This window comes from Planktothrix rubescens CCAP 1459/22 (assembly GCA_904830895.1).
Classification (GTDB): Bacteria; Cyanobacteriota; Cyanobacteriia; order Cyanobacteriales; family Microcoleaceae; genus Planktothrix; species Planktothrix agardhii.
This window is the reverse complement of record LR882958.1, coordinates 2,848,735-2,872,873: the sequence shown is the minus strand read 5'-3', so window position 1 is coordinate 2,872,873 and position 24,139 is coordinate 2,848,735. Positions and strand designations below refer to the sequence as shown.

The window sequence follows — 24,139 nt, the reverse complement described above, 5'->3', positions numbered from 1 at the left end:
TTAAAATTAAGGATTTACTTTTTTATCGTAACGCTTAAAAACTCTCTATTCTCACTGAAGGGATCACTGATTGATTACTTGATACAAATCTGTACAATAGTACAACTAAATTTAAAATACTTAACAAAGGGAATAAAAAGTTAATAGAGAAAATAAAAATGGACATAAAATAATCAAGCAAACCGTCTAACCCATCATTACTCCTCAACAAAAAAAATATATGAAGCATTTTCGCCTATCATCCCCGCTTGCCCGATTTTTCCCAATCTTGACCTGGTTACCCAATTATCAACGGGATTGGTTACGGGCGGATCTGATTGCTGGGTTAACGGTTTGGGCGGTCATGATCCCACAAGCAATGGCCTATGCCGGGATTGCCGGAGTACCCCCTTTAATCGGGCTTTACACCGTACCCTTTCCTCTATTTTTGTACGCACTCTTGGGAACTTCTCGGTTAATGGTTGTAGGGCCAGACTCAGCGACAGCTTTAATTTCTGGTGTGACGGTATCGGCTTTAGCTGCGTCGGGCTCTCAAGATTATTTGGTGTTGACTTCGGCGATGGCTGTCATAGTGGGCTTCTGTTTTCTGCTCTTTGGCAGTTTAAAAATGGGCTGGGTCGCAGACTTTATCCCAACACCTGTAATGAAGGCATTTGTCCAAGGCTTAGTTTGGGTAACTATTGTGGGGCAAATTCCTAAACTTCTCGGTCTGCACCCGATCTCAGGCGGTTTTTTACAAAAGTTAATTCAGATTCTGGAACAATTACCCGACCTTCATCCCCTAACTGCGTTGAGAAGAAATTGATCCCAATCAGGAATTAATCAGTCTAGGGCCAGCTAATATCGCGGCGGGGCTGAGTTCTGGCTTTCTAGTGGTGGGCAGCCTCTCGAAAACTTCTGTTGCTGTTAGGGCGGGGGGAAAAACTCAGTTATCCTCTTTGGTGCTTGGGGTTTTGGTGTTATTAACCCTGTTATTTTTGTTGCCTTTGTTTCAAAATCTCTCCGATGCTACTCTAGCTGCAATTGTGATTGAGGCGATGCTCGGTCTGGTGAATTTAAGCTACTTTAAACAGTTAAGTTACATTAATAAAAACGAATTTGCGATCGCTCTATTGGCTTTTACTGGAGTCTTAGTCTTCGGGGTACTTCAAGGTATTAGTTTAGGGGTGATTACATCAATTGTTTTTCTGATCTATCGGGCCAGCCATCCCCACACCGACGTTTTAGGCTGTATCCCCCAAACGGAGATGTATCGGGATATTAACCTTCACCCCGAAGCGATTACAACTCCTGGGTTATTAATTTTCCGCTTTAGTAACAACCTAATTTTTGCGAACAGTAGCTATTTTCGCACGGAACTTAAGAAGAAGATTCGGGAAGCTTCGACACCCACTCAAATGGTGCTGATCGATGCGGAAACCATTAATTTAATTGATAGCACGGCCTTGGAAATGTTGCATAAATTACGTCTGGAACTCATGAAGAATAATATTGTTTTAGCTTGGGCGAGGTTGCGTGATCCCCTGTATCAGAGGATGTATCGGGCGGGATTAACGAAGGAAATCGGTGAACACAATTTTTATGAACGGATTACTGATGGTGTGTCGGAATTTATGCGCCCATCTTCATAAGAAAAGGATGGGAGTATGGAAACTCAGTTTTCTTAATCCAGAAAGATTGCCCACAATTTTCTTCGGTTTACCAGTTACAGAAGATGGATAGGTTGTCCCCCCTGTTTTAAAGATTCACTCAACCCGCACAAAATATTAACTAATTCTGCACCCACCCAACCGGATGAAATTGGGGAAGGTTGATGATTTTGAATAGAATTCAGAAAATTATCACAAACTTGAGCTAGGGGTTCTCTGGGTTCAATCTCAATCACTTCTCGATTGATTCCGGCGGCTTTCCAACTGTTATCAATAACATCAAAATAACCCTGTTGAATTATCAGAGGAGATTCCGATTGTAGTTCATCAAAAATTAAAGTTCCCTGACTTCCAACCACGGCTAAACGTCGTTGTTTGTCTGGGTTTAACCAACACAAATGTAGAAAGGCTTCAAACCCACTGGGATAGGTTAAATTAGCAATCACTAAATCCGATAATCCCGATGCAGGCTGTAACCAAACCGTTCCCGTTGCTTTCACTTGAATCGGTTTTTCCCCTAACCAACTATTAAGAATCACAATATCATGAATCGCTAAATCCCATAACGCATCCACATCTTGTCGCACTGGTTCTAAATGGGTTCGGGTGGCGTAACCATATCTTAATTCCCCTAATTTCCCCGATTCAATTACGGTTTTTCCCCGTTCTACCGCCGGATGAAATAAATAAGTATGATCAACAAAAAGTTGTAGCTGTTTTTGTTGCGCGAGTTCGCATAATTCTAATGATTCAGTCACACTCAGGGTTAAGGGTTTTTCGGTAAAAACATGATAACCCTGTTTTAAGGCGGCAGAAATTAAAGCAAAATGTGTAGCCGCAGGAGTGGCGATCGCAACTGCATCTATATTAGGTAAATTCCAAATGGTTGAACCATCGGTCGTTAAAATAATATCATCGGGAAGTTGAAACCGTTCTTTTGCTGTTTGTAAACGATCGGGATTAGGATCGGCGATCGCCACAACTTTAGAATTAGGGTGTTGATGGAAATTACGAATTAAATGAACTCCCCAACGACCCGCACCAAAAATAGCAATATTAATCATAAGAAATTAAAAGATGGGCAATAGGGAATAGGGAATGGGCAATAGGGAATAGTAATTTATTTTTTGATTTTGATCATAGGAGCAATAATCATTTAATCCCGGCAGTTTTTTGAGTTTCTACCACAGAAAGAAAAGCCACTTCCGCCGCCGCCTGTTCCGCCGCTTTAATTGAACGTCCGGTTCCCTCCCCCAGTTGACGACCTTGTAACCAAACCACCGCAGTAAAACGCCCCTCATCGTTATGAATTTGGCGATTTTGCTGGACTTTATATTCAGGTAAAACTTTATAATGGCTTTGTGTCCATTCCTGTAGAGCCGCCTTATAATTATTTCGGGCTGGATCACGAATAATTTTGGCAGCGCGATCGCAAAAATGGGAATCTAACCAGGGACGAATTAAGGTTAAATTTTGACTACTCAGATATAAACTGGCCAAGACCGCTTCAAAACAGTCCGCCAGACGGGATTCTTCCCCCGCTTTGTCCCGGATCGCGCTCCCGGCTGCGAGTAAAAATGTACCAAATCCATACTGATCAGCAATTTCAGCCAAAGTGCGATCGCTCACTAAAATCGAACGAATCGCGGCAAATTCTCCCACCGGACAGTCAGGATAAACTTCGTAGAGTAACTCAGATGCTGCTAATCTCACCACGGAATCCCCGACAAACTCTAATTGTTCATAATTAGCCTCGGCTGAGAGTGTCGGGTGAGTTAAGGCTAAATCTAACAAATCCCATCGAATCTGGACATGATCCGAGAGTCCCAAACGTTGAATCAGCTTTTGTAACTGGCGTTTTCGATTTGGATAGCCAATAGTCATAGATTTTGGGTCAATAGAAAATGGGACTCACTGTAGGGGCATCAAATCAAGGGGAGTTCAGAGTCAGACATAAGCCGGGTTCTGTTATCGGTGGCTAAAATTAGCACACCAACGGCGATTATCTATCTGGGATGTCTGTTACCAAACACCTCTAGCGGTACCACTATTCACGGAACGGGAAAAAGACCAACCCTAGTTCCTCCGACCTTGCTCCCAACCGGGGTTTACCGAGCCAACGCCTCACGACGTTGCTGGTGCGCTCTTACCGCACCTTTGCACCCTTACCCGAAGGCGGTATTTTTCTGTGGCACTATCCTCACGATCGCTCGCACTGGGCGTTACCCAGCAAGTTTGGTCTTTCGGGAGCCCGGACTTTCCTCAGACTCTATCGAGTCCGTAATCACCTACGCTCACTATGAACCCCCCTCTCCCATACTACTGCAAAATCAGTGATCAGTTAACTGTTTACTGATAACTGATTATTGTGAGTATTTTAAGAATTAATAAATTGAGTAATAAATGGCTTGATCTATCGGAGATTTCTGCCGTAATTATCGCCACAATTCTTGTGTTATCCATACTCTTGGGAATTTATTATTTAGGTTGGTTACAACCCTTAGAATTAGTCGCTTATGATCAAATGGTCAGATTACGTCCGGCTTTAGCCGCTGATCCTCGATTAGTAGTAATCGGAATTACCGAAGAAGATATTCAAAAACTTGAGCGTTGGCCCCTGTCCGATGAAGTGATTGCACGATTATTAGAAAAACTATCCAAATATCAACCTAAAGTTATTGGTTTAGATATTTATCGTGACATTAGATATGAACCAGGATATGATAAATTTCAGAAACAACTTCAAATTTCCGATAATGTGATTGTGATTAGTAATTTAGGATATAGTGAAATTAAAAGAATCCCGGCACCGCCTAATATTTCTGATGAACGAGTCGGTTTTAATGATTTATTGCTTGACCCCGATAATGTTGTTCGTCGAAATTTGATGTTTGCTAGTACCCCAGATGGGACTTTTTATTCATTCTCTTTAAGAATGGCATTACATTATTTATTTAATCAAGGAATTACACCAAATAATAGTGAGATAGATCCTAATTTTATTACCTGGGGAAAGGCTGAATTTGTGCCGTTATCTCGAAATTCCGGTGGTTATCAAACCATTGATGATCAAGGTTATCAAATTCTATTAAATTATCGCGCTCCCAATAATATTGCCAGGATGATTAGTTTAACACAATTCTTAGATCAAACCATTCCCGAAAGTTGGATTAAAGATAAAATTGTTTTAATTGGTACATTAGCTCCTAGTGGCAAAGATGTATTTCTAACTCCCTATAGTCCGGCCGAAAAAAATGCCTTTAAAATGCCAGGAGTTTTAGTTCATGCCCAAATGGTGAGTCAAATTTTAGATGCGGTTTTAGGTCAGCGCGATTTATTTATTTTTTGGGAACAATGGGGAGAATTTTTATGGATTTGTAGTTGGGGTTTAATCGGAGCAACCTTAGCTTGGTCAAGTCGAAATCCTTTAATTATTACCCTAGGAAATCCATTTTTAGTTGGTGTTTTATTTGGATTAAGCTTTTTCCTATTTTTACATAACCGTTGGGTGCCCACCACAACTCCTGGTTTAGCCCTTATATTTACCAGTGGTACTGTTAACGGAATTATGGCAGCTTAAAGATCGACAATCGGGCATTTGTCGAATTTTAATTGCTGCTCAAACTTTAGAATATGTTGCGGATAGTTTTGAGGTGGAATCTTGGGGACTAATTCCACTAAAAGGAAAACATCAAATGGTTGATATTTATCTAGTTATTGGCTGGAAAAAATAGCAAATCTAAATTAATTATATAAATGACAAATCAGAGGATAAAAAAATGATCGAACAGGAAAAATTAACCCCCCAATTAACTGCCGATGGCTCCTTTACCTTTTTTTCCTCGGAATTTGGAGAATTATTTCATAGTCATTTTGGCGCAAAACAGGAAGCAGAATGCAAGTTTGTAGAACCCTTAAAACTCAGAAAAAAAGCCTCCATTTCCCCCCTATATTTACTTGATATTTGTTATGGTTTAGGTTATAATACAGCAGCAGCATTAACCGCAATTTGGGAAGTCAATCCTAACTGTAAAATTGAATGGATTGGCTTAGAATTTGATCAACGGATTCCCCAATCAGCCTTAGAATATAATTTACTCAATGCCTATCCTAATTACATTCAAGATATATTAAAAGAAATTGCCCAAAATCAGCATCTAAAAACAGAATTATTTAACGCTAATTTAATAATTGGCGATGCTAGAAATACTATTTCAACCGTTTACAATTCCGGGTTTAAAGCCGATGCAATTTTCCTTGACCCCTTTTCTCCCGCCCATTGTCCCCAACTGTGGACAGTAGAATTTTTAACCATAGTCGCCCAATGTCTCAAACCCCAGGGACATTTGGCTACTTATTCCTGTTCGGCGACGGCTAGAAGTGCCTTAATCCAAGCGGGACTACAGATTGGTTCCACCCCTCCGGTGGGGCGACGCACACCCGGGACAATGGCCAGTTTCGACCCTAGGGATTTACCCCCCCTGTCTCCCAAAGAACTAGAACACCTCAAAACGCGCGCCGCCGTCCCCTATCGAGATCCCAGTTTATCCGATATTGCAGAAGTGATTATCCTGCGACGTCAAGCTGAACAAGACACCTGTACCCTGGAACCCACCTCCCATTGGAAGAAACGATGGCGCATTGATACTCCCCAGGGCTGAAGCCACGGGGATTCTTGAATGAATCCGAAAACTCTCAAAGGCGCTATCAAATCACCTCTACACGCTCAAAACAACTACCCTTATAAAAGATATTGCAATTGCGCTTACTTTTAAATTGTGTTTGTTTTCATAGACCATCACAACGCCAGATAGGTACGCTTCACACTCTGCCATTACTTGTCAGTTATACAGGCTTACTACTCCTCAAGGAGTGTGGTGGCTCACTGTGCCGGGATTTCTCCGATACTAGAGTGTTTCAACACGCAGATGGTTGTTTTACTTACGATCTATTCTAACTCAACTTTTCAATCAGTTAGATCAGGAAATATTGAAGGCGGTTGAAACCGCAGCCACTTTCCTCCCCATGTCTAAAGCCAGGGGCTTCTCGCTCGTTTTTTGGTGAAAAGATACTTGAGGATGCGATGATTGTGTCTGTTACTTACAATTGACACCCAAACAGTAAATGGTAGCGGTAGCAATTTTAGCGGCGGGACGCGGAACTCGCATGAAATCTGATCTTCCCAAGGTTCTGCATCAGTTGGGAGGACGCACTTTAGTTCAACGGGTTTTAGAGAGTTGTGTCCAGTTGCAACCCTCCCGTAGATTAATAATTGTAGGCTATGGGGCCGATTTAGTTCGTGATAGTCTGCAAAAAACGGATACGCAACCTGGTTTAGAATTTGTTGAACAAACCGAACAATTAGGGACAGGTCATGCAATTCAACAATTACTGCCCTATTTAAAAGACTTTACCGGAGATTTACTCGTTTTAAATGGGGATGTTCCCTTATTACGTCCTGACACTTTAGAACAGTTAATTAAAATCCACAAAGAAAATGGAAACGGGGCGACATTATTAGCTGCCCATTTTCCTAATCCTACCGGATATGGTCGGGTATTTTGTGATAGTCAAAATTTAGTTAATCAAATTGTTGAAGAACGGGATTGTACCGATGCTCAACGGCAAAATCATCGAATTAATGCCGGGGTTTATTGTTTTAATTGGCCGCAGTTAGCCAAAATTTTACCCGACCTGAAAGCCGATAATGATCAACAGGAATATTATCTCACCGATACGGTGCATCATTTAGATAAAGTGATGGCGGTGGATGTCGCAGATTATCGAGAAATTTTAGGGGTTAATAGTCGCAAACATCTGGCTAATTCCTATAGGGTTTTGCAAGATTGGGTGAAAACCGATTGGATGGCGGCGGGGGTAACAATTATTGACCCCGATAGTGTCACCATTGATGATACGGTCAAGTTAGAAACCGATGTGATTATTGAACCCCAAACTCACCTACGGGGAAATACAATTATTCAAACTGGAAGTCGAATTGGCCCAGGAAGTTTAATTGAAAATAGTCAGATTGGAAAAAATGTTACGGTGCAGTTTTCCGTCGTTTCTGATAGTGTTGTTGCTGATAGAACCCGTATTGGCCCCTATGCCCATTTAAGAGGTCATGCAAAAGTTGGTGAACAATGTCGGGTTGGGAATTTTGTAGAATTAAAAAATACCGAAGTAGGAAATCGGACTAATATTTCCCATTTATCTTATATAGGAGATGCCACATTAGGAGATAAGGTTAATATTGGGGCGGGAACAATTACCGCTAATTATGATGGGGTGAAAAAGCACCGAACAACAATCGGAGACCGGACAAAAACCGGAGCAAATAGTGTTTTAGTTGCCCCTCTAACCTTGGGAAATGATGTTACTGTGGCAGCAGGTTCTACTATTACGGATGATATCCCTGATGATAGTTTAGCCATTGCCCGGGAACGTCAAATAATTAAACCCGGTTGGCGACTAGAATCACCGGAATAATATTAATTGAATTAGGGAGGAGAAATTACCAAAGAATAGGATGGCATTAGATATCCTATTCTTTGTTCCCTCCCCCCCAAACCCCTCGTGCACGGGGGGTTTAAGATCGCCCATTCCCTGTTCCCTGCTTTAATATGACTAAAACTTCTTCTCCCTCTGTGATGATTTCTTCCCCTAATTTGATACAACAAAATTTTCCAGGGTTATACTATTTTTGGAAATTTTCCCGTCCCCATACCATTATTGGCACAACTTTAAGTGTGTTGGGGATGTATTTAATTGCTATTAGTGAGTTTAGGCAATTTCCTGGTTTTAATTTCAGTTTACTAGCTTTATTTTGGAGTTGGTTAGCTTGTATTTTTGGTAATATTTATATTGTTGGATTAAATCAACTTGAAGATATTGAAATTGATCAGATTAATAAACCCAATTTACCCTTAGCATCGGGGGAATATTCCAAGTTTCAAGCTCAAATGATTGTCGGAATAACCGGAATTTTAGCTTTAACTATTGCAGCGTTTCAAGGCTATTATTTATTGGGAATGGTGACAATTAGTTTGCTATTGGGGACAGCTTACTCCTTACCTCCAATTCGTTTAAAACGGTTTCCATTTTGGGCGGCATTTTGTATTTTTACCGTTAGAGGAATTATCGTTAATTTAGGGTTATATTTACACCTAAGTTGGATTTTATCAGCAAAATCAATATCATCAATTCCGATAATTCCCCCTTCAGTTTGGGCGTTAACCTTATTTGTTTTAGTATTTACCGTTGCGATCGCAATTTTCAAAGATATTCCTGATTTAGAAGGCGATCGCCAATTCCAGATTAACACATTAACCATCAAATTAGGAACCGTAACAGTATTTAATTTATCTCTATGGATAATCACTGTTTGTTATTTAGGAATGATTCTAGGGAGTTTTCTATTACAATCTTCCTTAAATCCCATATTTTTAGGATTCAGTCATTTAATATTATTAACAGTATTATGGTGGCGCAGTCAAACAATTGATTTAAGCGATAAACAATCAATTACCGGATTTTATCAATTTATTTGGAAACTGTTTTTCCTAGAATATTTAATCTTTCCCCTTTCGGTGCTTACCACGACCATTTCATTAAACCTGAAGATCGTTTGAAGATCATGATGGCGCGACAATAGGTTAAATAGCGATCGCCTATCATTACCCTTGTGTAGTGATGGGCGGATCATCCTTTTAATGTCTTTGTGTCTTTGTGGTTTAATAATTTGGCGCGGGCGTTGCTACCAGAAGTTAGTAATATTATATCCTAATTCTTGGATCATTTTTCTTAATAAAGGTAGACTTAATCCAATCACATTGGTATGGCATCCTTCTAATTTTTCAATAAATAAACCGCCCTTGCCTTCAATCGCAAAACATCCAGCGCAATTTAAAGGTTCTCCGGTATCAACATAATCCTTAATTTCACTATCGGAAATATTAGCAAAATAGACATTAGTGGTTTGAGAATAGACTAATATTTGATCAGTAGAAACATTAATTAAAGCATGACCCGTATACAGTTGTCCCAATTGACCCCGCATGGTTTGCCAACGGGCGATCGCTTCCTCAATATTAGCAGGTTTGCCATAAATTTCTCCCCCAACAGCCAAAACCGAATCACACCCCAAAACCAATAGAATTTCCCCATCATTTTTAGGTTGATTCATTAATCTTTGGGTGATAACTTCTGCTTTACATTTGGCAAGTTTTTGGACTAATTCTACAGGGTTAGAATCTGCGATTTGGGATTCATCAAAATCACTTTTGAGAATAATCGGCTGAATCCCAATGGTTTCTAATAACCGTTTACGCGCCGGGGAAGCAGAAGCTAAAATAAATGTGATTCGATTGGGCTGATTCATGAAACTCAATTAATAAACTTTAAAAGATTGCACCACTTGTTTTAAAAGTTGTTGAGTTTTTTCCCAACGTTTTTCAGTAGTGGAAACATTTAATGTAAATAGGTTTCCACGACTAATAGTAACACTAGCAAAGTCATGCCGTTTTTGTTCATTCGGAAGTTGTACCGCGTATTCTAACCAATAATAAAGATTTGATCCTTTTTCAAAGGATTCTGCATTAATTAGTTCTGCGGTACGTCCTGAACCTTCCGGGGCGATCGCTTTTTTACTCAATGTATATCCTACCTCAGTGGGAGTGCCAATTTCTGCGAGGGTTTGATTCGGATTAGAAACCGGATTGATTACCACACTAACATTTTCACCTTGTTCAATCATATCGTGTAGTACCGTATCGGGGCCGTTAGCAACACTCACCTGTGTCCATCCGTTAGGATAGATAAATTCATAGCCATCTCCGGTATCCACAAAACTATTTAATCCCGCGCCAACGGATATACAACCTGTTAAGCTCAGGCTAAAACAGACTAAAGCTATTGCTAAAATTCGTTTGAACATTTGATCTTTTTCCTCATAAAATCGTGAATGAGTGCATTTTGTTGTGATCAGGGTGATCCCAATTTTCCTATTTTCTCATTATTCGGGCTTTTGGTTTCAATTTTTATTAATTTGGAGTTAGAATTATCGGATAATTTATGATTAATTATGGGTTTATAGATCAAGAATTAATAAGCCCTGAAGGGCTTACTACTTTTGGTAGTTTATCTCAAATTTTTGTCAGGTTTTATGGCACAATTGATAGAGCATTGGAGACGCTCAGGTAATTTTTTATGACTAAGTTTGTTTTTATCACGGGTGGGGTAGTATCGAGTATTGGTAAAGGAATTGTTGCCGCTAGTTTAGGACGTCTGCTCAAGTCGCGGAACTATTCCGTATCCATTCTTAAACTCGATCCCTATATTAATGTTGACCCTGGAACCATGAGTCCATTTCAACATGGCGAAGTCTTTGTGACCGAAGATGGGGCGGAGACGGACTTGGACTTAGGACATTATGAACGTTTCACCGATACCTCCATGTCCCGTCTTAATAGTGTCACGGCCGGGGCTATTTATCAAGCGGTGATTAATAAAGAACGTCGGGGAGACTATCAAGGAGGTACGGTTCAAGTCATTCCTCATATTACTAATGAATGCAAAGAACGGATTCATCGAGTGGCAAAAAACACGAATCCTGATGTGGTAATTACGGAAGTTGGGGGAACCGTTGGTGATATTGAATCCCTACCTTTTTTAGAAGCAATTCGTCAATTTAGGAAGGATGTGGGTCGGAAAAATGTTATTTATCTGCACGTTACTTTAATTCCTTGGATTGGTGTGGCGGGGGAAATGAAAACCAAACCGACCCAACATTCGGTTAAAGAATTACGATCAATTGGGATTCAACCGGATATTTTAGTCTGTCGTTGTGAACGCCAAATCCCCCTCGGAATTAAAGAAAAAATTGCTGGTTTTTGTGATGTAGAAGCTGATTGTATTATTACTTCCCCCGATGCAGATAGTATTTATGAAGTCCCCTTACTTTTAGAGAAAGAAGGACTTGCCGAACAGAGTTTAAAACTGTTACAATTAGAACAACGACAACCGAATTTAACCGCATGGCAAACTTTAGTTGATCGGCTTTATCATCGGGATATAAATACAAAATGTCCCCTCCCCCATCCTCAAATTAAAATCGCCATTGTGGGCAAATATATCCAGTTGAGCGATGCCTATTTATCGGTGGTAGAATCCCTGCGTCATGCGGCCATTCAGGAGGGAGTAGAATTACATTTAGAGTGGATTAATTCCGAAGATATTGAGGGGAATAATCCCGAAAATTATCTCAAAAATGTGCAAGGAATTGTCGTTCCTGGCGGGTTTGGACAGCGAGGAACCGATGGTAAAATTATGGCGATTGAATATGCCAGAAAACATAAAATACCCTTCCTGGGGTTATGTTTAGGAATGCAATGTTCTGTGATTGAATGGGCGCGTCATATTGCTAAACTAGAGCGGGCGCATAGTGCTGAATTTGATCCCCAAACCCCTAATCCTGTAATTCATTTATTACCAGAACAACAGGATGTAGTAGACTTGGGAGGAACCATGCGTTTAGGATTATATCCCTGCCGCTTACAACCGGATACTTTAGCGTTTAAACTGTATCAACAGGAAGTTATTTATGAACGCCATCGTCATCGTTATGAATTCAATAATGCCTACCGAACACTATTCTTAGAATCTGGATATCTGATTAGTGGAACTTCTCCCGATGGCCGTTTAGTAGAAATTATTGAATTATCCAACCATCCCTTTTTCGTGGCTACCCAATTTCACCCCGAATTTCAATCCCGGCCAAATAGTCCTCACCCGCTATTTCAAGGATTTGTGGCCGCAGCAACCCATTTATTAGAATCTCAGCCCAACCTAAAGGACAGCACCCTACCCATGGAAAATTAGACCCGACCGGGTTGCATTCTAATTCCCTGTTTAATTCTTAGGCTGAATTATCCTAGAATTGTTAACTTAGTCAGAAAGAAAGAGCAGGGGCATCAATTTCTAATTTCAGGGGAGATTTTGATCCTATCTGACCGTTAATTATTCTATAATGATACAGAATGGGTAAGCGATCATTGTCCTCTAGTCTGTTGATCCGATTTACAAGTGAGTTGAGTCCCGGGAAGGATTCACAGGTCTGAGGAGGTTTTGTGGCGTACTGGATCAAAATGAATTATGAGCGAGAAACCTATCTCGTTGATCTCGATAGTGTAAGTGCGTTTGCGTCTGGATTTAACAAACGGATTGCGTTTTGGTTGCCAGCTAATGGCAAACAAATGATTATTAACCATCAAATTAATCCCAAAACCTATGAGGATATTTTGGGGTATATTCAAAGAATTACAACCCATTGCCCAACGAACTATTGGGTTAAAATTATTTATGATCGTCATGAATATATTATTGACTTGAATCGTCTTAATACCTTTGTAATTGATACCAGCCAACGGATTACATTTTGGCTTCCCGATGGTAAAGAACCCGTTATTATTAACCCTCAAACCAATGCTGAAGCCTATTCTAAAATTTTAGATTTTATTCATAACAAAACCGGACATTCTTTGCTATAAATAATTACGAATTACGAATTACGAATTACGAATGGGTAATAGAAGGAGTTTAAATTCCTTGTCTCCCCTCAACCCCTTTGTCGCCAAAGTTTAATTGTTCCATCCGTACTTCCACTGACAATTAAATCTTCAGAAGGACTATAAGCCACCGTCCCAATCCCACCTGTATGACCAGTGAGGGTCTGAATCGGGTCTGATTGGTTTCCGACCTGTAAATTTGGGCTAATTTGCCATAGCTTTAAGGTTTGATCTTGACTAGCACTGACTAAAATTTTACCGTTTGGGGAAAAAATCAGGGATTCCACAGTACCCGTGTGACCAAGGAAAGTTACTAACTCCTGGCCAATTTCCAGCCACCAGAGTTTAATGGTTTTGTCCTCACTCCCCGTAGCCAAAGTTAAACCATCGGGACTAAAAGCCACCGACCAAACGGGGAAGGAATGACCGACTAAAAGAGCATCGGAATGTCGGTGATCTAAACTCCATAATCCTACTGTGCCATCTCCACTCCCACTAGCCAAAGTCAAACCATCGGGACTGAAAGCTAATGACCAAATCGGAAAGAAATGGGCTTTTAAAGGGGGGAGGGGTTGATTAGAGGTTAAATCCCAAAACCCAATCATACCATCAAAACTTCCCGCAGCTAGAAGTTGACCATTAGGACTAAAGGCTAAGGAACAAATCGGAACCGATAATCCTAAGTCCAATACTTGATTTTGACGGGTAATTACATTCCAAAGATGAACATTTTTGTCAGATTCAATCGCTAGTATGGGAGAATTTGGACTGAATGTTAACCCATAACCCTGATATTCTCGCTCTAAATTATCAGCTAGAATGATAGGCTGGCAGGGGGTTTTTAAGTTATAGAGTTGTAAAGTGGTATCATCACTACGACTGGCAAGAATTTGGCCATCATAACTAATCGCCACCACTCGGACTGCATCGGAATGGATAGGAAGGGTATTGTAACATTCCCAATTTGAAAGTTGAGGCTGTAGCATATTGAAGGAGTTAATCTCTTGAAACTAGCAGACTGGATCGGGTTTCTTTGTTTAATTATTGCTTTAATTATTCTATGGCAGTTTAGGCAGATCTTACTGCTGGTCTTTACCTCGGTTGTTTTCTCAATTGCAATTAATAGTTTAGTCCGTCGGATACAACGGCTTGGACTCAAGCGAGGGTGGGCTGTTCTGTTGTCACTGACTTTAATTACGATCATGGGTGCGGTGTTGATTAGTGTAGTCTTACCTCCATTTTGGGGTCAATTTCAAGAACTAATTAAACTGGTTCCCGTCGGATACGATAAATTTCTGATTTGGCTGAATAATCTGATTAAGAATCCTCCAACTTGGCTTCCGAATCTGAATATTGAACTGCCGAATGTTACTCAAATAGCGCAACAAGTTGGGCCCCTAGCTCAAAAGCTATTGGGAAATTTCTTTGCGTTCTTTTCTAACTCGATTGGCAATTTTTTACAGTTTGTATTAGTATTAATATTTACCTTAATGTTATTAGCAGATCCTTTGTCCTATCGTCAAGGATTTGTGCGTCTATTTCCCTCATTTTATCGCAATCGGACAGATTATATTCTATCTCAATGTGAAATAGTCCTGTTGCAATGGATGGGGGGTATTGTGATTACTTCCACCTTTGTGGCAGTTTTAAGTGCCATTGGTCTATTAATTTTGGGGGTTCCCTTTGTTTTTGCCCACGCCCTATTAGCGGGAATCTTTAACTTTGTTCCTAATATTGGGCCAACAGCTAGCGTAGTTTTTCCCGTTGCGGTTGCCTTATTAGATACACCCTGGAAAGCCTTGGCAGTGATTATCTTATACGTTATTATTCAAAACTTAGAAAGCTATTGGTTTAGTCCCCTAGTCATGCAAAAACAGGTCGATCTGTTACCCGCGATCACCTTAATAGCCCAAATCTTTTTTGCCACCTTTTTCGGCGTGTTAGGCTTAGTTTTAGCTTTACCCTTAACCGTAGTTAGTAAAATTTGGATTCAAGAACTTTTACTCAATGATTTATTAGATCAATGGAAATTAGGTGATTAGAGGAGGTCAACTCTTACCTATTCCCTATTCCCTATTCCCTATTCCCTATTCCCTATTCCCTCTTTTTAAATTACCCAAGGAAAAAAATGGTTGACCCCTATCTAAACTATGACTCAAATTCTCCTAATATTCATGAAATTGCCCAAGATTTTCGTCGTTTGGGTTATCTGGGGTTTTGGGTGCAATCTATCTTAGCAATCATTCCCATATTGCTTTTAATTTTTGTGCTGTTTTTGAGACCGGCTTCTCCTTCTAATTCGCAAAATTCGGCCTTGGTTATAGTTTTAGGATATGGCTGTTTATTTGCTTTAATTTTTACAATTTATTGGTGTTTCCGATACACTCAAATTGGCGGTAAATTAGAAGACCCGAATGAACGCCCCCCGAAAGCAGAAGTAGTTCATGCCCTATGGATTGGAATTGTGATTAATCTTATCGGTATGATCTGTGTAATTTTAGTAGGTTTCTTAATTGTGGGAACCTTATTGTATCGGATGCTAACCTTACCCCCAGGAGGGTCTAAAATTCTGACTCCAACTCCGGGGACAACGGTTTTGAATCCGGGTTCTATTGTCACTCCGTTCAATCTAATTGCAATTCAGGCTATGCTAAGTGCCATGGCTGCGGAGGTAATCGGAATTATCGTGAGTTTGTGGTTATTAACTCGCGTCGGTTCCCATCAGTCTAATTGCTAATACATACTCTGTATTTATTAACCGATTGCACCTTGTTTTTAAGCAATATAATGGAGTATAATTTATGTCACAATCCCTTATTTCTGCGATTATTTGTACTCACAATCGAGAACAATATTTGGGTTTAGCGATTGATAGTCTACTGCAACAAGATTTTAGTGATTTTGAAATTATTGTTGTTGATAATGCTTCAACGGATAGAACTCGTCAAGTAGTTGAAAGCCGTCTTCCGAATCCTGAACTGCGATATATCTATGAACCAGTTCCGGGGTTATCCGTTGCTCGTAATACAGGGGCAAAAAACTCCCAAAGCCCCATTATTGCCTATTTAGATGATGATGCTATTGCTACACCTCAATGGTTAAGAGTGTTATATTCGGCTTATGAAAATCACCCGAAACTGGCGATCGCTGGGGGGAAAGTCACATTGATTTGGCCAGAGGGAATCATTCCCCCACCTTGGTTGTCTGATAATTTAGCCGGAAATTTGGGTGAATACAATTTGGGAGACCAGTGGGTTGAAATTAAAAATCCTGGTTTGACACCCAGAGGGTTAAATTATTCCATCCGTCGCAGTTTCTTAGAGAAAATTGGCGGTTTTGATGTCAATTTGGGTCGGGTGGGAAAACGGTTATTATCTAACGAAGAATTACAGATGACTGAACTCGCCCTCCAACAAGGTTGGCAAGTCGCTTATGTTCCTGAAGCGTTAGTTGCCCACCATGTTGCACCGGAACGGGTCAACAGAGCTTGGTTTATGGAGCGGGGATGGTGGCAAGGCATTAGCGAATGTTATCGGGAACAGTTAGCAGGGCGGGATGGAATGGTACAACTCGGACGAGGTGGGGAGCGCATTATCCGAGGGTTATACAAAACCCTTAAATATTTTCGTAATCCTGCCTTACGATTTGATAATTTCGTGTATGCTTATGGTCAAATCGGCTATTTGGGTGCTGCAATTTGTGGTTTAGTTCATTCTGAATCTAAACGAGAGAATTCTCAAAAATAAATCGCAATCGTGGTCAATCATTTTATCTATTGTTAAGTTTAATTATGAATTCTAATCCCTCCAAACTTCCGGTTTCTGTATTGATTCCTGCTAGAAATGAACAGTCTAATTTACCTGCCTGTTTAGCTAGTGTAGCCCGGGCTGATGAGATTTTTGTTGTTGATTCCCAAAGTAGCGATCGCAGTGTAGAAATCGCCGAAGATTATGGGGCTAAGGTGGTTCAATTTTATTTTAAAGGAGGATGGCCGAAAAAGAAAAATTGGTCATTAGAAACCTTACCCTTTAGAAATGAATGGGTGTTAATTGTAGATGGTGATGAAAGAATTACTCCTGAGTCTTGGGATGAAATTGCCGAAGTAATCAAAAACCCAGAATATACAGGATATTATATTAATCGTCGGGTCTTCTTTTTAGGAACTTGGGTGCGTCATGGGGGCAAATATCCCGACTGGAATTTACGTTTATTTAAGCATAAATTAGGCCGTTATGAAAACTTAAATACGGAAGATGTTCCCAATACTGGGGATAATGAAGTTCATGAGCACGTTGTCATGTCTTCCGGTCAAGTGGGATATCTGAAAAATGATATGCTCCATGAAGATTTTCGAGATTTATTCCACTGGATTGAACGCCATAATCGTTATTCTAATTGGGAAGCTCGGGTTTATTATAATACTTTGATGGGGACAGATGACAGCAAAACTATTGGTGCTGATCTATTTGGGGATTCGGTTCAACGCAAACGATTCTTAAAGAAAATTTGGGTGAGATTACCCTTTAAACCCCTATTAAGGTTTATTATATTTTATGTCATCCGCTTGGGATTCTTAGATGGCAAAGCCGGATATATTTATGGCCGTCTTTTAAGTCAATATGAATATCAAATCGGGGTGAAATTATTTGAATTGCGTACATTTGGCGGTCAATTAAATGTCACCCCAAAACCTGATAAACCTCCCATTTCCCATTGATTTATGTTGCAAGAAGAAACAACTTTTGTGGATTTACGCCAATATGATCAATCTAATTTTGATCGGGGAAAACCGGGTTGGTTTGTGTTGTTATGGTGGTTAGTACAAGCGATCGCATTTCCCCTCACTTTACATCCTTTTAATGGAATTCGCTGTCAAATCCTACGATTATTTGGCGGTAAAGTTGGTCAGGGGGTGATAGTCCGTCCCACAGCCCGATTTACCTATCCTTGGAAAGTCACCGTCGGGAATTATAGTTGGATTGGGGATGATGTGGTGTTTTATAGTTTAGATGAAATTACCGTGGGAGAACATTGCGTTATTTCCCAAAAAAGCTATTTATGCACCGGAGGTCATGATATTAAAGATCCTAAGTTTGAATTAAAAACAGCCCCCATTGATATTGAAAATGGGGTTTGGGTAGGTATGGATTGTTTTGTTGGGCCAGGGGTTAAAATCGGTTCAAATTCAGTGATTGGAGCGCGTAGTAGTGTATTTAAAACTATGCCCTCCGACCAAGTTTGTATCGGTTCTCCCTGTCGTCCCTGTTATCCCAGACCGATGCACTAATTTAAGGGAATAGGGAATAGGGAATTAAGAGGTCTGTTTTTCTCCTAGTTTTAGTTTTAATCCCGTTTAATTTCTGAATGTCTTTCTAAGGCAAATTGGATTAATTGATGCACCAATTCAGGGAAAGAAACCCCCGTTGCAGCCCACAGTTGAGGATACATACTCGTAGCCGTAAAACCAGGGAGAGTATTAATTTCATTAATTAAAATTTCTCCAGTTTTTTCCACATAGAAAAAGTCAACCCGTCCTAACCCGGCTGCATCGACGGCTAAAAATGCTTCAACAGCCATTTCTTTAATTTTATTAGCAATTTCATCGCTAATTTTTGCTGGGATAAATAGATCGGCTTTGCCTTCGGTATATTTGGTTTCATAATCGTAGAAATCACTATTAAAGGTAATTTCTCCAACTACAGAAGCCTTGGGTCTATCTGTTCCTAATACGGCACATTCTACTTCCCTAGCAATGACTCCCGCTTCTACAATAATCCGTCGATCATAACTGGCTGCGTTATCTAAAGCAGTTTCTAATTCTTGACGATTTCTGACTTTAGAAATGCCAACGGATGAACCTAAATTAGCAGGTTTCACAAAACACGGATAACCTAATTCCGCTTCTAATTCATCACATAATTTTGGGAAAATACAGGGGTTTGAATAAATTTGCGATCGCATCACCAGTTTATATTTAACTTGAGGTAAACCCGCTTGAGAAAATGCCATTTTCATCGCAATTTTATCCATCCCAATCGCCGAACCCAATACCCCAGACCCCACAAAGGGAACCTGCATTAAAGTTAATAACCCTTGAATAGTTCCATCCTCTCCATTGGGGCCGTGTAAAATCGGAAACCAAAGGTCAATTTCTGATAAATTAATATCTTGAGGAATGCGATCGCGACGTTGAGCTTCATCGGTAATTAATAGAGGTTTTCCTGACTCTAAAACCTGTTGAGCAATATCGCTATCTTTCCAAACCCCATTTTTTTGAATATATACGAGTATCAGTTCGTATCGAGTTGTATTTTCACCAGTTGTTAAGGCTTTGGCGATCGCTCTAGCAGAACTAATCGAAACTTCATGTTCACCAGAACACCCACCAAATAATAATCCCACCCGTAATTTAGTCATAGCCATCGGAATCAGTGATCAGTAAACAGTTATCAGTTATCAGTTTAAGAGTTAATAGTTGATTTATTAACCCATTATCGATCACGGATTCAATAGAATTACGCAAATTAACACAGATTAAAATCCGTGAAATCCGTGAAATCCTGTTAAATCCGTGATCCCTATTCCCTATGTCTAATTTTTTGAATTTTCGGTAATTTCAAACCCTGGACAATACCTTGAGGCTCTATCAAGGGTAAAAACTCCTCTACTTTTTCAGATCCAGCTATTTGTAATGCTTTTAAAAGTTGGCTTGTTTCATCCATCAACTGTTCTACATCAATCCCACTATAATCAGGATAATAATAGTCTAGCTTTGCCAATCCTTCCCCCATCAAAATAACAGATCCTTTCCAATTTTTTTGGCTTAAATGATACAACCCGACAGCGATTTGTAAAACTCCTTGATAGAATTTTTTCTCCAGTTGTGGTGCTTCCATCCACAAAGCCTCTAAAGTGTCGTGACAAGCATAGAATTGTTGTTGATTAAATTCTTCAACTCCTTGCCAAAACGCCTTGGGAATTTCCTCTTGCATGGATTTAAACTCCTAACCTAAAACTAGATATGAGTCAGAATTTACTAACTCTATCCCCCCTACAATCAAAGACCTAACACCAAAACTAGATAAAATTATTACAAGGTGGAGCGAACTTTTTCAATTTCTTCTAGGGAAATTTTTTGTTGATCTCCAGCAAAATCATTATCAGAGGTTAGGAATAACATACAATGACATTCCTTGCGTTCTCGCATGGGAACACATGGACAATTCCAAAAGGTATTTTTAACTTCAGCCTCCTTATCTTCATAATGACGACAGGGACAAAGAGGCGCCCCCAACTCATCTTTATGTTTAGCTAAACCTTCAATTACCACAGCAGTTACCGAAGGATCGGCGCAGAAGTAAGTTCCCGTGCGTACGGCATACTGTTCGGAGAACTGCTTCATCGCCATTAAGCTCTTTTGAGTGGATAATTTATCGTTAGTTTCTGGGGTCATGGATCGGCGTGTAATTTGTATAACAATACTATTTTAATTCTACCGCAAGGGGTGTCAATTTGGAAAATAACAGGATACAGGATCAATGAAATTACAGAAAAAAAAATTAATTCATCCTGATTAATAGACTAAAAATTTGATTTTCTCAAGGAAGATTGCAGTTGAGATTTTAGAGGTTGATCGGGAATAATTTCTAATCCCAAATTAGCTAACTTTTGGCCGGGGTTATCGTTTTTTTTCTGAGGCAATGGGGCAGAAGAATTTGGCCAAAGCAACCAACGACTTGCCCTGGGCAATTTTTCTAAAGATTCAGGATTTTGAGTTAACCAAATTATCGGCAAGTTAGGGAAATTTTCTATAACTCTATCTTCCCCATACTGAACATCTGCTAAGGTATACAGAACCACTCGATTACCAGAAACCAGTCCAGTTTTTGCCGTCCATAACTGCACATTTAATTGACTGTGAGACGCATAAAAATATAAAGAAGCGGCGGCAATTACAGCTTGTTCAAAATCATCGGGTTGCCAGAAAAAACTACTATCTAAACCAATAATAACTTCTTGACCGCCATTAGAAGTTTCCAATTCCCTGACCCGTAATTCTCCATAACGCGCACTAGAACGCCAATGAATTAAACGGGTAGCATCACCATAACGATAGGGTCTTAAGGTGCGGGTAATGCCTTCGGTTGCCATTTGAAATTGACGATTTTCATAGACATTCGGGTTATAATCCTGTCCCATTTCATCAATTATAGGACAGGTGGTTAAGGGCAAAACTAACGGATAAACAATTGCCGTTGCTGGGGCTTCTCGTTCCCGACTACACCAGAATAATCCTAGGGGTGTGGCGGTTCTTAATTGCACTCCCAGCCAATGATAAATTCCGCGTTTCTGGGTGGGAATATAAGTTACATAAGGACGAGATTCATGGGGAGGTAAATGTTCAATAACTGTGGTAGATTTTCCTAAATTGGGGGGTAATAAATCCTGAACTTGAATCAGCGTTCTCGCTTGATGGCTAGAATTTTCAATCGTTAATTCCAGGGTTAAATCATCTCCCACACTCACGGGGTGAATGGTTTCTCGTTTAATGTTTAGGGCTGATAGGGAACGTTGGGGTAAAATTGCGGCGATCGCTAATAAAGCAAAACTAATTCCACTAATCACATATAACCATCCCGCCATGGTATTAGTAGCGGAGCCAAAGAAAAATATAGATAATCCGATCAGTAATCCACCACTATAATCAGGAGTTACCGCATGAGATTCTAACCAACGTTGTAATTTAAACCGATTTTTTTTCATGATCAAAAGTAATTGAGGACAAAGGAGATTAGGGTTGGGTTACAAAATTTTTACAAAGCCGACAGGGGAGATATATAGCAATCCTAAATCAATCGCGGTAGGGGTAATTCATGAATTACCCCTACCGTCAGGGTTAAATTTGAAAAAATATGACAACTCAAATAGGATTGCTATATATTCTTTATAATTCACTTAATGCCAAACTGTGTTGAAGTCAGCCAAATAACCATGACCCATTCCGCTTCCCCCAAGCCCGCCCCCAAAATGCCTCCACCTCCTAGTGCATTGGAGCCTTCATCCGTGGCTATCAATCCTGCATCTTCGATCAAAATGATGGTTAAAGATGCTTATAGCAAAAAAGCCTCAGATATTCATATTCGGGTCGGACATACGCCTCGATTTAGGATTCAGGGTCAAATGACTAGAGCCAAGGATCAAGCTAAGGTCACTCCTGAACTATTTGAACATTATTTGGATGAGGTTCTGACTCCCCATCAGCGCAAACAGTTCGCGGACACAAAGGAACTAGACACAGCCGTATTTTATCCGGGGTTGGTGCGCTGTCGGGTGAATTGTTTTGATTCCCTGACCGGAGGCGCGATGGTTTTACGTTTAATTCATCTGCAAATTCCCTCTATTGATGAATTAGGATTACCTCAAGTTCTGAAAAATATTATTGCTTCTCCCCAGGGTTTAATCTTAATTACAGGGCCAACGGGTTCAGGGAAATCTTCGACCCTAGCGGCGATGATTCGTCACTTGAATGAAACAGCTAAAAAACATATTGTCACAATTGAAGACCCGATTGAATTTGTTCACCCCTCAAAAATGTGTTTAATTAGTCAACGGGAAGTGGGGTTACATACCTTAGAATTTAATAACGCATTACGCGCAGTTTTGAGGGAAGATCCCGATGTGATTTTAATTGGGGAAATGCGCGATCGCACCACTGTTAATACCGCTTTACAAGCCTCTCAAACGGGTCACTTAGTTTTAGGAACTCTCCATACCCGCAACGCTTTAAATGCGGTTAATCGTCTGTTAAACCTGTTTAATGTAGACGAACAGCCGGCGGTACGGATTCAGATTTGTGATTCCTTAGTGGCGGTGATTGCTCAATTATTAGTTCCCACCGTGGATAATAAACGGACGGCGGTTCACGATGTTTTAGTTAATACCCCAGCCATGCGAGATTATCTGCTCAAAGGCGATGAGGAAAGCGCCCTACAGTTAATGGAATCCGATACCTATGAAGGAATGCAACTGATTAACCAAGCCCTATTTGAACAGGTAATTGCTGCCCGAGTCACCATGGAAGAAGCCGAAAAAACCTCTCCCGACGCCACGGACTTAGACCGTCGCTTCCGTATTGCTGGGATCGACGCTGGGGGTATCACCCGCCAGTTTAAAGAAGGTAAATCCCCCTTTAGTTAGAATCCTCAAGTCTGAGTGTCAAATTTTCACTAATTTCGATGTTCAGTTTCTTTTTTAATTGCTTCTAGGGTTTGTTTTAAGCTATTTTCATAGATACTATAAAACAAAGATAGACTTGGAGTAGAACCCGGGTCAACCTTAACTTGATGCTCAATTAAAATTTGTTGAGCCGAAATTGGTTGAATTTTCCAACTTCCTTGTAATGCCTTTAAGTCCCCATCAACCAGCTTAAAATCAATTTCTTTGGGATAGGTTTCCGTACTAGCGATCCGAACTCTAGTTTGTTGTTTAAAAATAAGGGCTTGAACTTGATAAATTTGTTCAAATATTTTCTGATTTCCTTGAGTTTTTAAGACTTTACTGCTGATAACATTCGGCAAAAATTGATAAAAATTGTTATAATCTGTTAAGACTTTCCAAGTTTTATCCGCAGAACTATTAACAACAATTTTAGCGATATATTGACCATCTTTCCCCGTTACCGTTGCTGCTTGAGGTTGACTAGCTATTAAGGTAGGATTAACAATTTCACCAATAGCTAGAGGGCTATTAATCAAGGTTAAACCTAAACCTAAGACAGAAACGAATGTTGTCAAAACTGGATTAGATTTATGGGGATTAGAATTAAGAGGCATTAGTATTTTAAATTAGTTATTGAGGAGAGACGCAAAATTTCACGTTTCCACAGGTTATGTTTATTATAACAGAAAAACATCAATAAAACCATTA

The 24,139-nt window shown here is 40.0% G+C and carries 25 protein-coding genes and 1 other RNA gene; 15 read left to right on the top strand and 11 right to left on the bottom strand.

Annotated features, from left to right (window positions below):
* Nucleotides 1-220 precede the first annotated feature (220 nt).
* Together NMG86_RS13475 and NMG86_RS13470 are read left to right on the top strand one after the other, a co-directional pair.
* Nucleotides 221-805, top strand: a complete 585-nt coding sequence (locus NMG86_RS13475) for a SulP family inorganic anion transporter (protein ID WP_199918657.1) — start codon at nt 221-223, stop codon at nt 803-805.
* Nucleotides 801-1,631, top strand: coding sequence for a SulP family inorganic anion transporter (locus NMG86_RS13470; RefSeq protein WP_306439070.1), 831 nt, complete (start codon nt 801-803; stop codon nt 1,629-1,631). Before NMG86_RS13475 ends, NMG86_RS13470 begins: the two co-directional genes overlap by 5 nt.
* A gap of 74 nt (nt 1,632-1,705) precedes the next feature.
* Here NMG86_RS13470 and NMG86_RS13465 read toward each other — a convergent pair whose 3' ends face one another.
* From NMG86_RS13465 to rnpB, 3 genes are all read right to left on the bottom strand, one after another.
* Nucleotides 1,706-2,713: a Gfo/Idh/MocA family protein gene (locus tag NMG86_RS13465; protein WP_026786535.1), complete on the bottom strand. Its 1,008-nt coding sequence runs from the start codon at nt 2,711-2,713 to the stop codon at nt 1,706-1,708.
* An 88-nt stretch (nt 2,714-2,801) separates the two neighbouring features.
* On the bottom strand, nt 2,802-3,533 hold the full coding sequence (gene rnc, locus NMG86_RS13460) for a ribonuclease III (RefSeq protein WP_026786536.1): 732 nt from the start codon (nt 3,531-3,533) through the stop codon (nt 2,802-2,804).
* A 54-nt stretch (nt 3,534-3,587) separates the two neighbouring features.
* An RNA gene (gene rnpB / locus NMG86_RS13455) (RNase P RNA component class A) lies at nt 3,588-3,951 on the bottom strand.
* 66 nt (nt 3,952-4,017) lie between these two features.
* On the opposite strand from rnpB, the gene NMG86_RS13450 reads away from it, so the two are divergent.
* The 5 genes from NMG86_RS13450 to NMG86_RS13430 all read left to right on the top strand — a co-directional run bounded on the left by NMG86_RS13450 (nt 4,018) and on the right by NMG86_RS13430 (nt 9,280).
* A complete protein-coding gene (locus NMG86_RS13450) occupies nt 4,018-5,229 on the top strand; it encodes a CHASE2 domain-containing protein (protein ID WP_052338723.1) in 1,212 nt (403 codons plus the stop codon).
* Nucleotides 5,198-5,383, top strand: a complete 186-nt coding sequence (locus NMG86_RS13445; RefSeq protein ID WP_052338722.1) for a hypothetical protein — start codon at nt 5,198-5,200, stop codon at nt 5,381-5,383. Before NMG86_RS13450 ends, NMG86_RS13445 begins: the two co-directional genes overlap by 32 nt.
* A gap of 45 nt (nt 5,384-5,428) precedes the next feature.
* The gene (locus NMG86_RS13440) at nt 5,429-6,310 is read left to right on the top strand and encodes a tRNA (5-methylaminomethyl-2-thiouridine)(34)-methyltransferase MnmD (RefSeq protein ID WP_087882162.1); all 882 of its coding nucleotides are present in this window, start codon (nt 5,429-5,431) and stop codon (nt 6,308-6,310) included.
* Between the two features lie 463 nt (nt 6,311-6,773).
* Complete coding sequence (gene glmU / locus NMG86_RS13435) at nt 6,774-8,138, top strand: bifunctional UDP-N-acetylglucosamine diphosphorylase/glucosamine-1-phosphate N-acetyltransferase GlmU (protein WP_026797845.1); 1,365 nt, start codon at nt 6,774-6,776, stop codon at nt 8,136-8,138.
* A 134-nt stretch (nt 8,139-8,272) separates the two neighbouring features.
* Nucleotides 8,273-9,280 carry a homogentisate phytyltransferase gene (locus NMG86_RS13430; RefSeq protein ID WP_043938612.1) on the top strand — a complete coding sequence of 336 codons (1,008 nt, stop codon included), beginning with the start codon at nt 8,273-8,275 and terminating at the stop codon, nt 9,278-9,280.
* A 125-nt stretch (nt 9,281-9,405) separates the two neighbouring features.
* On the opposite strand, the gene NMG86_RS13425 is transcribed toward NMG86_RS13430, so the two are convergent.
* The gene (locus tag NMG86_RS13425) at nt 9,406-10,029 is read right to left on the bottom strand and encodes a Maf family protein (RefSeq protein ID WP_026797844.1); all 624 of its coding nucleotides are present in this window, start codon (nt 10,027-10,029) and stop codon (nt 9,406-9,408) included.
* Nucleotides 10,030-10,038: 9 nt separating this feature from the next.
* Nucleotides 10,039-10,584, bottom strand: coding sequence for a photosystem II reaction center PsbP (psbP, locus tag NMG86_RS13420; RefSeq protein WP_026786540.1), 546 nt, complete (start codon nt 10,582-10,584; stop codon nt 10,039-10,041).
* A gap of 272 nt (nt 10,585-10,856) precedes the next feature.
* Here psbP and pyrG point away from each other — a divergent pair, with 272 nt between their 5' ends.
* Both pyrG and NMG86_RS13410 read left to right on the top strand, forming a co-directional pair.
* The gene (pyrG, locus tag NMG86_RS13415; RefSeq protein WP_043938614.1) at nt 10,857-12,527 is read left to right on the top strand and encodes a CTP synthase; all 1,671 of its coding nucleotides are present in this window, start codon (nt 10,857-10,859) and stop codon (nt 12,525-12,527) included.
* A gap of 248 nt (nt 12,528-12,775) precedes the next feature.
* Entirely contained in the window at nt 12,776-13,195 is a 420-nt protein-coding gene (locus NMG86_RS13410; protein ID WP_026786541.1) for a hypothetical protein, read from the top strand.
* A 68-nt stretch (nt 13,196-13,263) separates the two neighbouring features.
* Here the strand turns inward: NMG86_RS13410 and NMG86_RS13405 are convergent, their stop codons facing one another.
* Nucleotides 13,264-14,199, bottom strand: coding sequence for a WD40 repeat domain-containing protein (locus NMG86_RS13405; RefSeq protein WP_026797843.1), 936 nt, complete (start codon nt 14,197-14,199; stop codon nt 13,264-13,266).
* 18 nt (nt 14,200-14,217) lie between these two features.
* On the opposite strand from NMG86_RS13405, the gene NMG86_RS13400 reads away from it, so the two are divergent.
* From NMG86_RS13400 to hpsU, 5 genes are all read left to right on the top strand, one after another.
* Entirely contained in the window at nt 14,218-15,255 is a 1,038-nt protein-coding gene (locus tag NMG86_RS13400; RefSeq protein ID WP_042152227.1) for an AI-2E family transporter, read from the top strand.
* Between the two features lie 86 nt (nt 15,256-15,341).
* Nucleotides 15,342-15,950 carry a DUF3611 family protein gene (locus NMG86_RS13395; protein WP_026797842.1) on the top strand — a complete coding sequence of 203 codons (609 nt, stop codon included), beginning with the start codon at nt 15,342-15,344 and terminating at the stop codon, nt 15,948-15,950.
* 64 nt (nt 15,951-16,014) lie between these two features.
* A complete protein-coding gene (locus tag NMG86_RS13390) occupies nt 16,015-16,959 on the top strand; it encodes a glycosyltransferase family 2 protein (protein ID WP_026797841.1) in 945 nt (314 codons plus the stop codon).
* Between the two features lie 44 nt (nt 16,960-17,003).
* The gene (locus NMG86_RS13385; protein ID WP_026797840.1) at nt 17,004-17,930 is read left to right on the top strand and encodes a glycosyltransferase family 2 protein; all 927 of its coding nucleotides are present in this window, start codon (nt 17,004-17,006) and stop codon (nt 17,928-17,930) included.
* A 3-nt stretch (nt 17,931-17,933) separates the two neighbouring features.
* Nucleotides 17,934-18,500 (top strand): hormogonium polysaccharide biosynthesis acetyltransferase HpsU, encoded by a 567-nt coding sequence (gene hpsU, locus NMG86_RS13380; protein ID WP_026786546.1) that lies wholly within the window; start codon nt 17,934-17,936, stop codon nt 18,498-18,500.
* Between the two features lie 56 nt (nt 18,501-18,556).
* Here hpsU and NMG86_RS13375 read toward each other — a convergent pair whose 3' ends face one another.
* From NMG86_RS13375 to NMG86_RS13360, 4 genes are all read right to left on the bottom strand, one after another.
* Nucleotides 18,557-19,630 (bottom strand): D-alanine--D-alanine ligase family protein, encoded by a 1,074-nt coding sequence (locus tag NMG86_RS13375; RefSeq protein WP_026797839.1) that lies wholly within the window; start codon nt 19,628-19,630, stop codon nt 18,557-18,559.
* A 161-nt stretch (nt 19,631-19,791) separates the two neighbouring features.
* On the bottom strand, nt 19,792-20,205 hold the full coding sequence (locus NMG86_RS13370) for a DUF309 domain-containing protein (protein WP_026786548.1): 414 nt from the start codon (nt 20,203-20,205) through the stop codon (nt 19,792-19,794).
* A gap of 98 nt (nt 20,206-20,303) precedes the next feature.
* Entirely contained in the window at nt 20,304-20,666 is a 363-nt protein-coding gene (locus NMG86_RS13365; RefSeq protein ID WP_026786549.1) for a ferredoxin-thioredoxin reductase catalytic domain-containing protein, read from the bottom strand.
* A gap of 128 nt (nt 20,667-20,794) precedes the next feature.
* Complete coding sequence (locus tag NMG86_RS13360) at nt 20,795-21,976, bottom strand: DUF58 domain-containing protein (protein ID WP_026786550.1); 1,182 nt, start codon at nt 21,974-21,976, stop codon at nt 20,795-20,797.
* Between the two features lie 264 nt (nt 21,977-22,240).
* On the opposite strand from NMG86_RS13360, the gene NMG86_RS13355 reads away from it, so the two are divergent.
* Nucleotides 22,241-23,410 (top strand): type IV pilus twitching motility protein PilT, encoded by a 1,170-nt coding sequence (locus tag NMG86_RS13355; RefSeq protein WP_237157146.1) that lies wholly within the window; start codon nt 22,241-22,243, stop codon nt 23,408-23,410.
* Nucleotides 23,411-23,439: 29 nt separating this feature from the next.
* Here NMG86_RS13355 and NMG86_RS13350 read toward each other — a convergent pair whose 3' ends face one another.
* Nucleotides 23,440-24,045 carry an SRPBCC family protein gene (locus tag NMG86_RS13350; RefSeq protein WP_043938615.1) on the bottom strand — a complete coding sequence of 202 codons (606 nt, stop codon included), beginning with the start codon at nt 24,043-24,045 and terminating at the stop codon, nt 23,440-23,442.
* Nucleotides 24,046-24,139 lie beyond the last annotated feature (94 nt).

Excerpts from the sequence above, each read along its gene's own strand:
- NMG86_RS13475 (WP_199918657.1), top strand. The coding sequence starts at position 221 with ATGAAGCATTTTCGCCTATCATCCCCGCTTGCCCGATTTTTCCCAATC.
- NMG86_RS13465 (WP_026786535.1), bottom strand. The coding sequence starts at position 2,713 with ATGATTAATATTGCTATTTTTGGTGCGGGTCGTTGGGGAGTTCATTTA.
- rnc (WP_026786536.1), bottom strand. The coding sequence starts at position 3,533 with ATGACTATTGGCTATCCAAATCGAAAACGCCAGTTACAAAAGCTGATT.
- NMG86_RS13440 (WP_087882162.1), top strand. The coding sequence starts at position 5,429 with ATGATCGAACAGGAAAAATTAACCCCCCAATTAACTGCCGATGGCTCC.
- glmU (WP_026797845.1), top strand. The coding sequence starts at position 6,774 with ATGGTAGCGGTAGCAATTTTAGCGGCGGGACGCGGAACTCGCATGAAA.
- NMG86_RS13430 (WP_043938612.1), top strand. The coding sequence starts at position 8,273 with ATGACTAAAACTTCTTCTCCCTCTGTGATGATTTCTTCCCCTAATTTG.
- NMG86_RS13425 (WP_026797844.1), bottom strand. The coding sequence starts at position 10,029 with ATGAATCAGCCCAATCGAATCACATTTATTTTAGCTTCTGCTTCCCCG.
- psbP (WP_026786540.1), bottom strand. The coding sequence starts at position 10,584 with ATGTTCAAACGAATTTTAGCAATAGCTTTAGTCTGTTTTAGCCTGAGC.
- pyrG (WP_043938614.1), top strand. The coding sequence starts at position 10,857 with ATGACTAAGTTTGTTTTTATCACGGGTGGGGTAGTATCGAGTATTGGT.
- NMG86_RS13405 (WP_026797843.1), bottom strand. The coding sequence starts at position 14,199 with ATGCTACAGCCTCAACTTTCAAATTGGGAATGTTACAATACCCTTCCT.
- NMG86_RS13395 (WP_026797842.1), top strand. The coding sequence starts at position 15,342 with ATGGTTGACCCCTATCTAAACTATGACTCAAATTCTCCTAATATTCAT.
- NMG86_RS13390 (WP_026797841.1), top strand. The coding sequence starts at position 16,015 with ATGTCACAATCCCTTATTTCTGCGATTATTTGTACTCACAATCGAGAA.
- NMG86_RS13385 (WP_026797840.1), top strand. The coding sequence starts at position 17,004 with ATGAATTCTAATCCCTCCAAACTTCCGGTTTCTGTATTGATTCCTGCT.
- hpsU (WP_026786546.1), top strand. The coding sequence starts at position 17,934 with ATGTTGCAAGAAGAAACAACTTTTGTGGATTTACGCCAATATGATCAA.
- NMG86_RS13375 (WP_026797839.1), bottom strand. The coding sequence starts at position 19,630 with ATGACTAAATTACGGGTGGGATTATTATTTGGTGGGTGTTCTGGTGAA.
- NMG86_RS13370 (WP_026786548.1), bottom strand. The coding sequence starts at position 20,205 with ATGCAAGAGGAAATTCCCAAGGCGTTTTGGCAAGGAGTTGAAGAATTT.
- NMG86_RS13365 (WP_026786549.1), bottom strand. The coding sequence starts at position 20,666 with ATGACCCCAGAAACTAACGATAAATTATCCACTCAAAAGAGCTTAATG.
- NMG86_RS13360 (WP_026786550.1), bottom strand. The coding sequence starts at position 21,976 with ATGAAAAAAAATCGGTTTAAATTACAACGTTGGTTAGAATCTCATGCG.
- NMG86_RS13355 (WP_237157146.1), top strand. The coding sequence starts at position 22,241 with ATGCCTCCACCTCCTAGTGCATTGGAGCCTTCATCCGTGGCTATCAAT.
- NMG86_RS13350 (WP_043938615.1), bottom strand. The coding sequence starts at position 24,045 with ATGCCTCTTAATTCTAATCCCCATAAATCTAATCCAGTTTTGACAACA.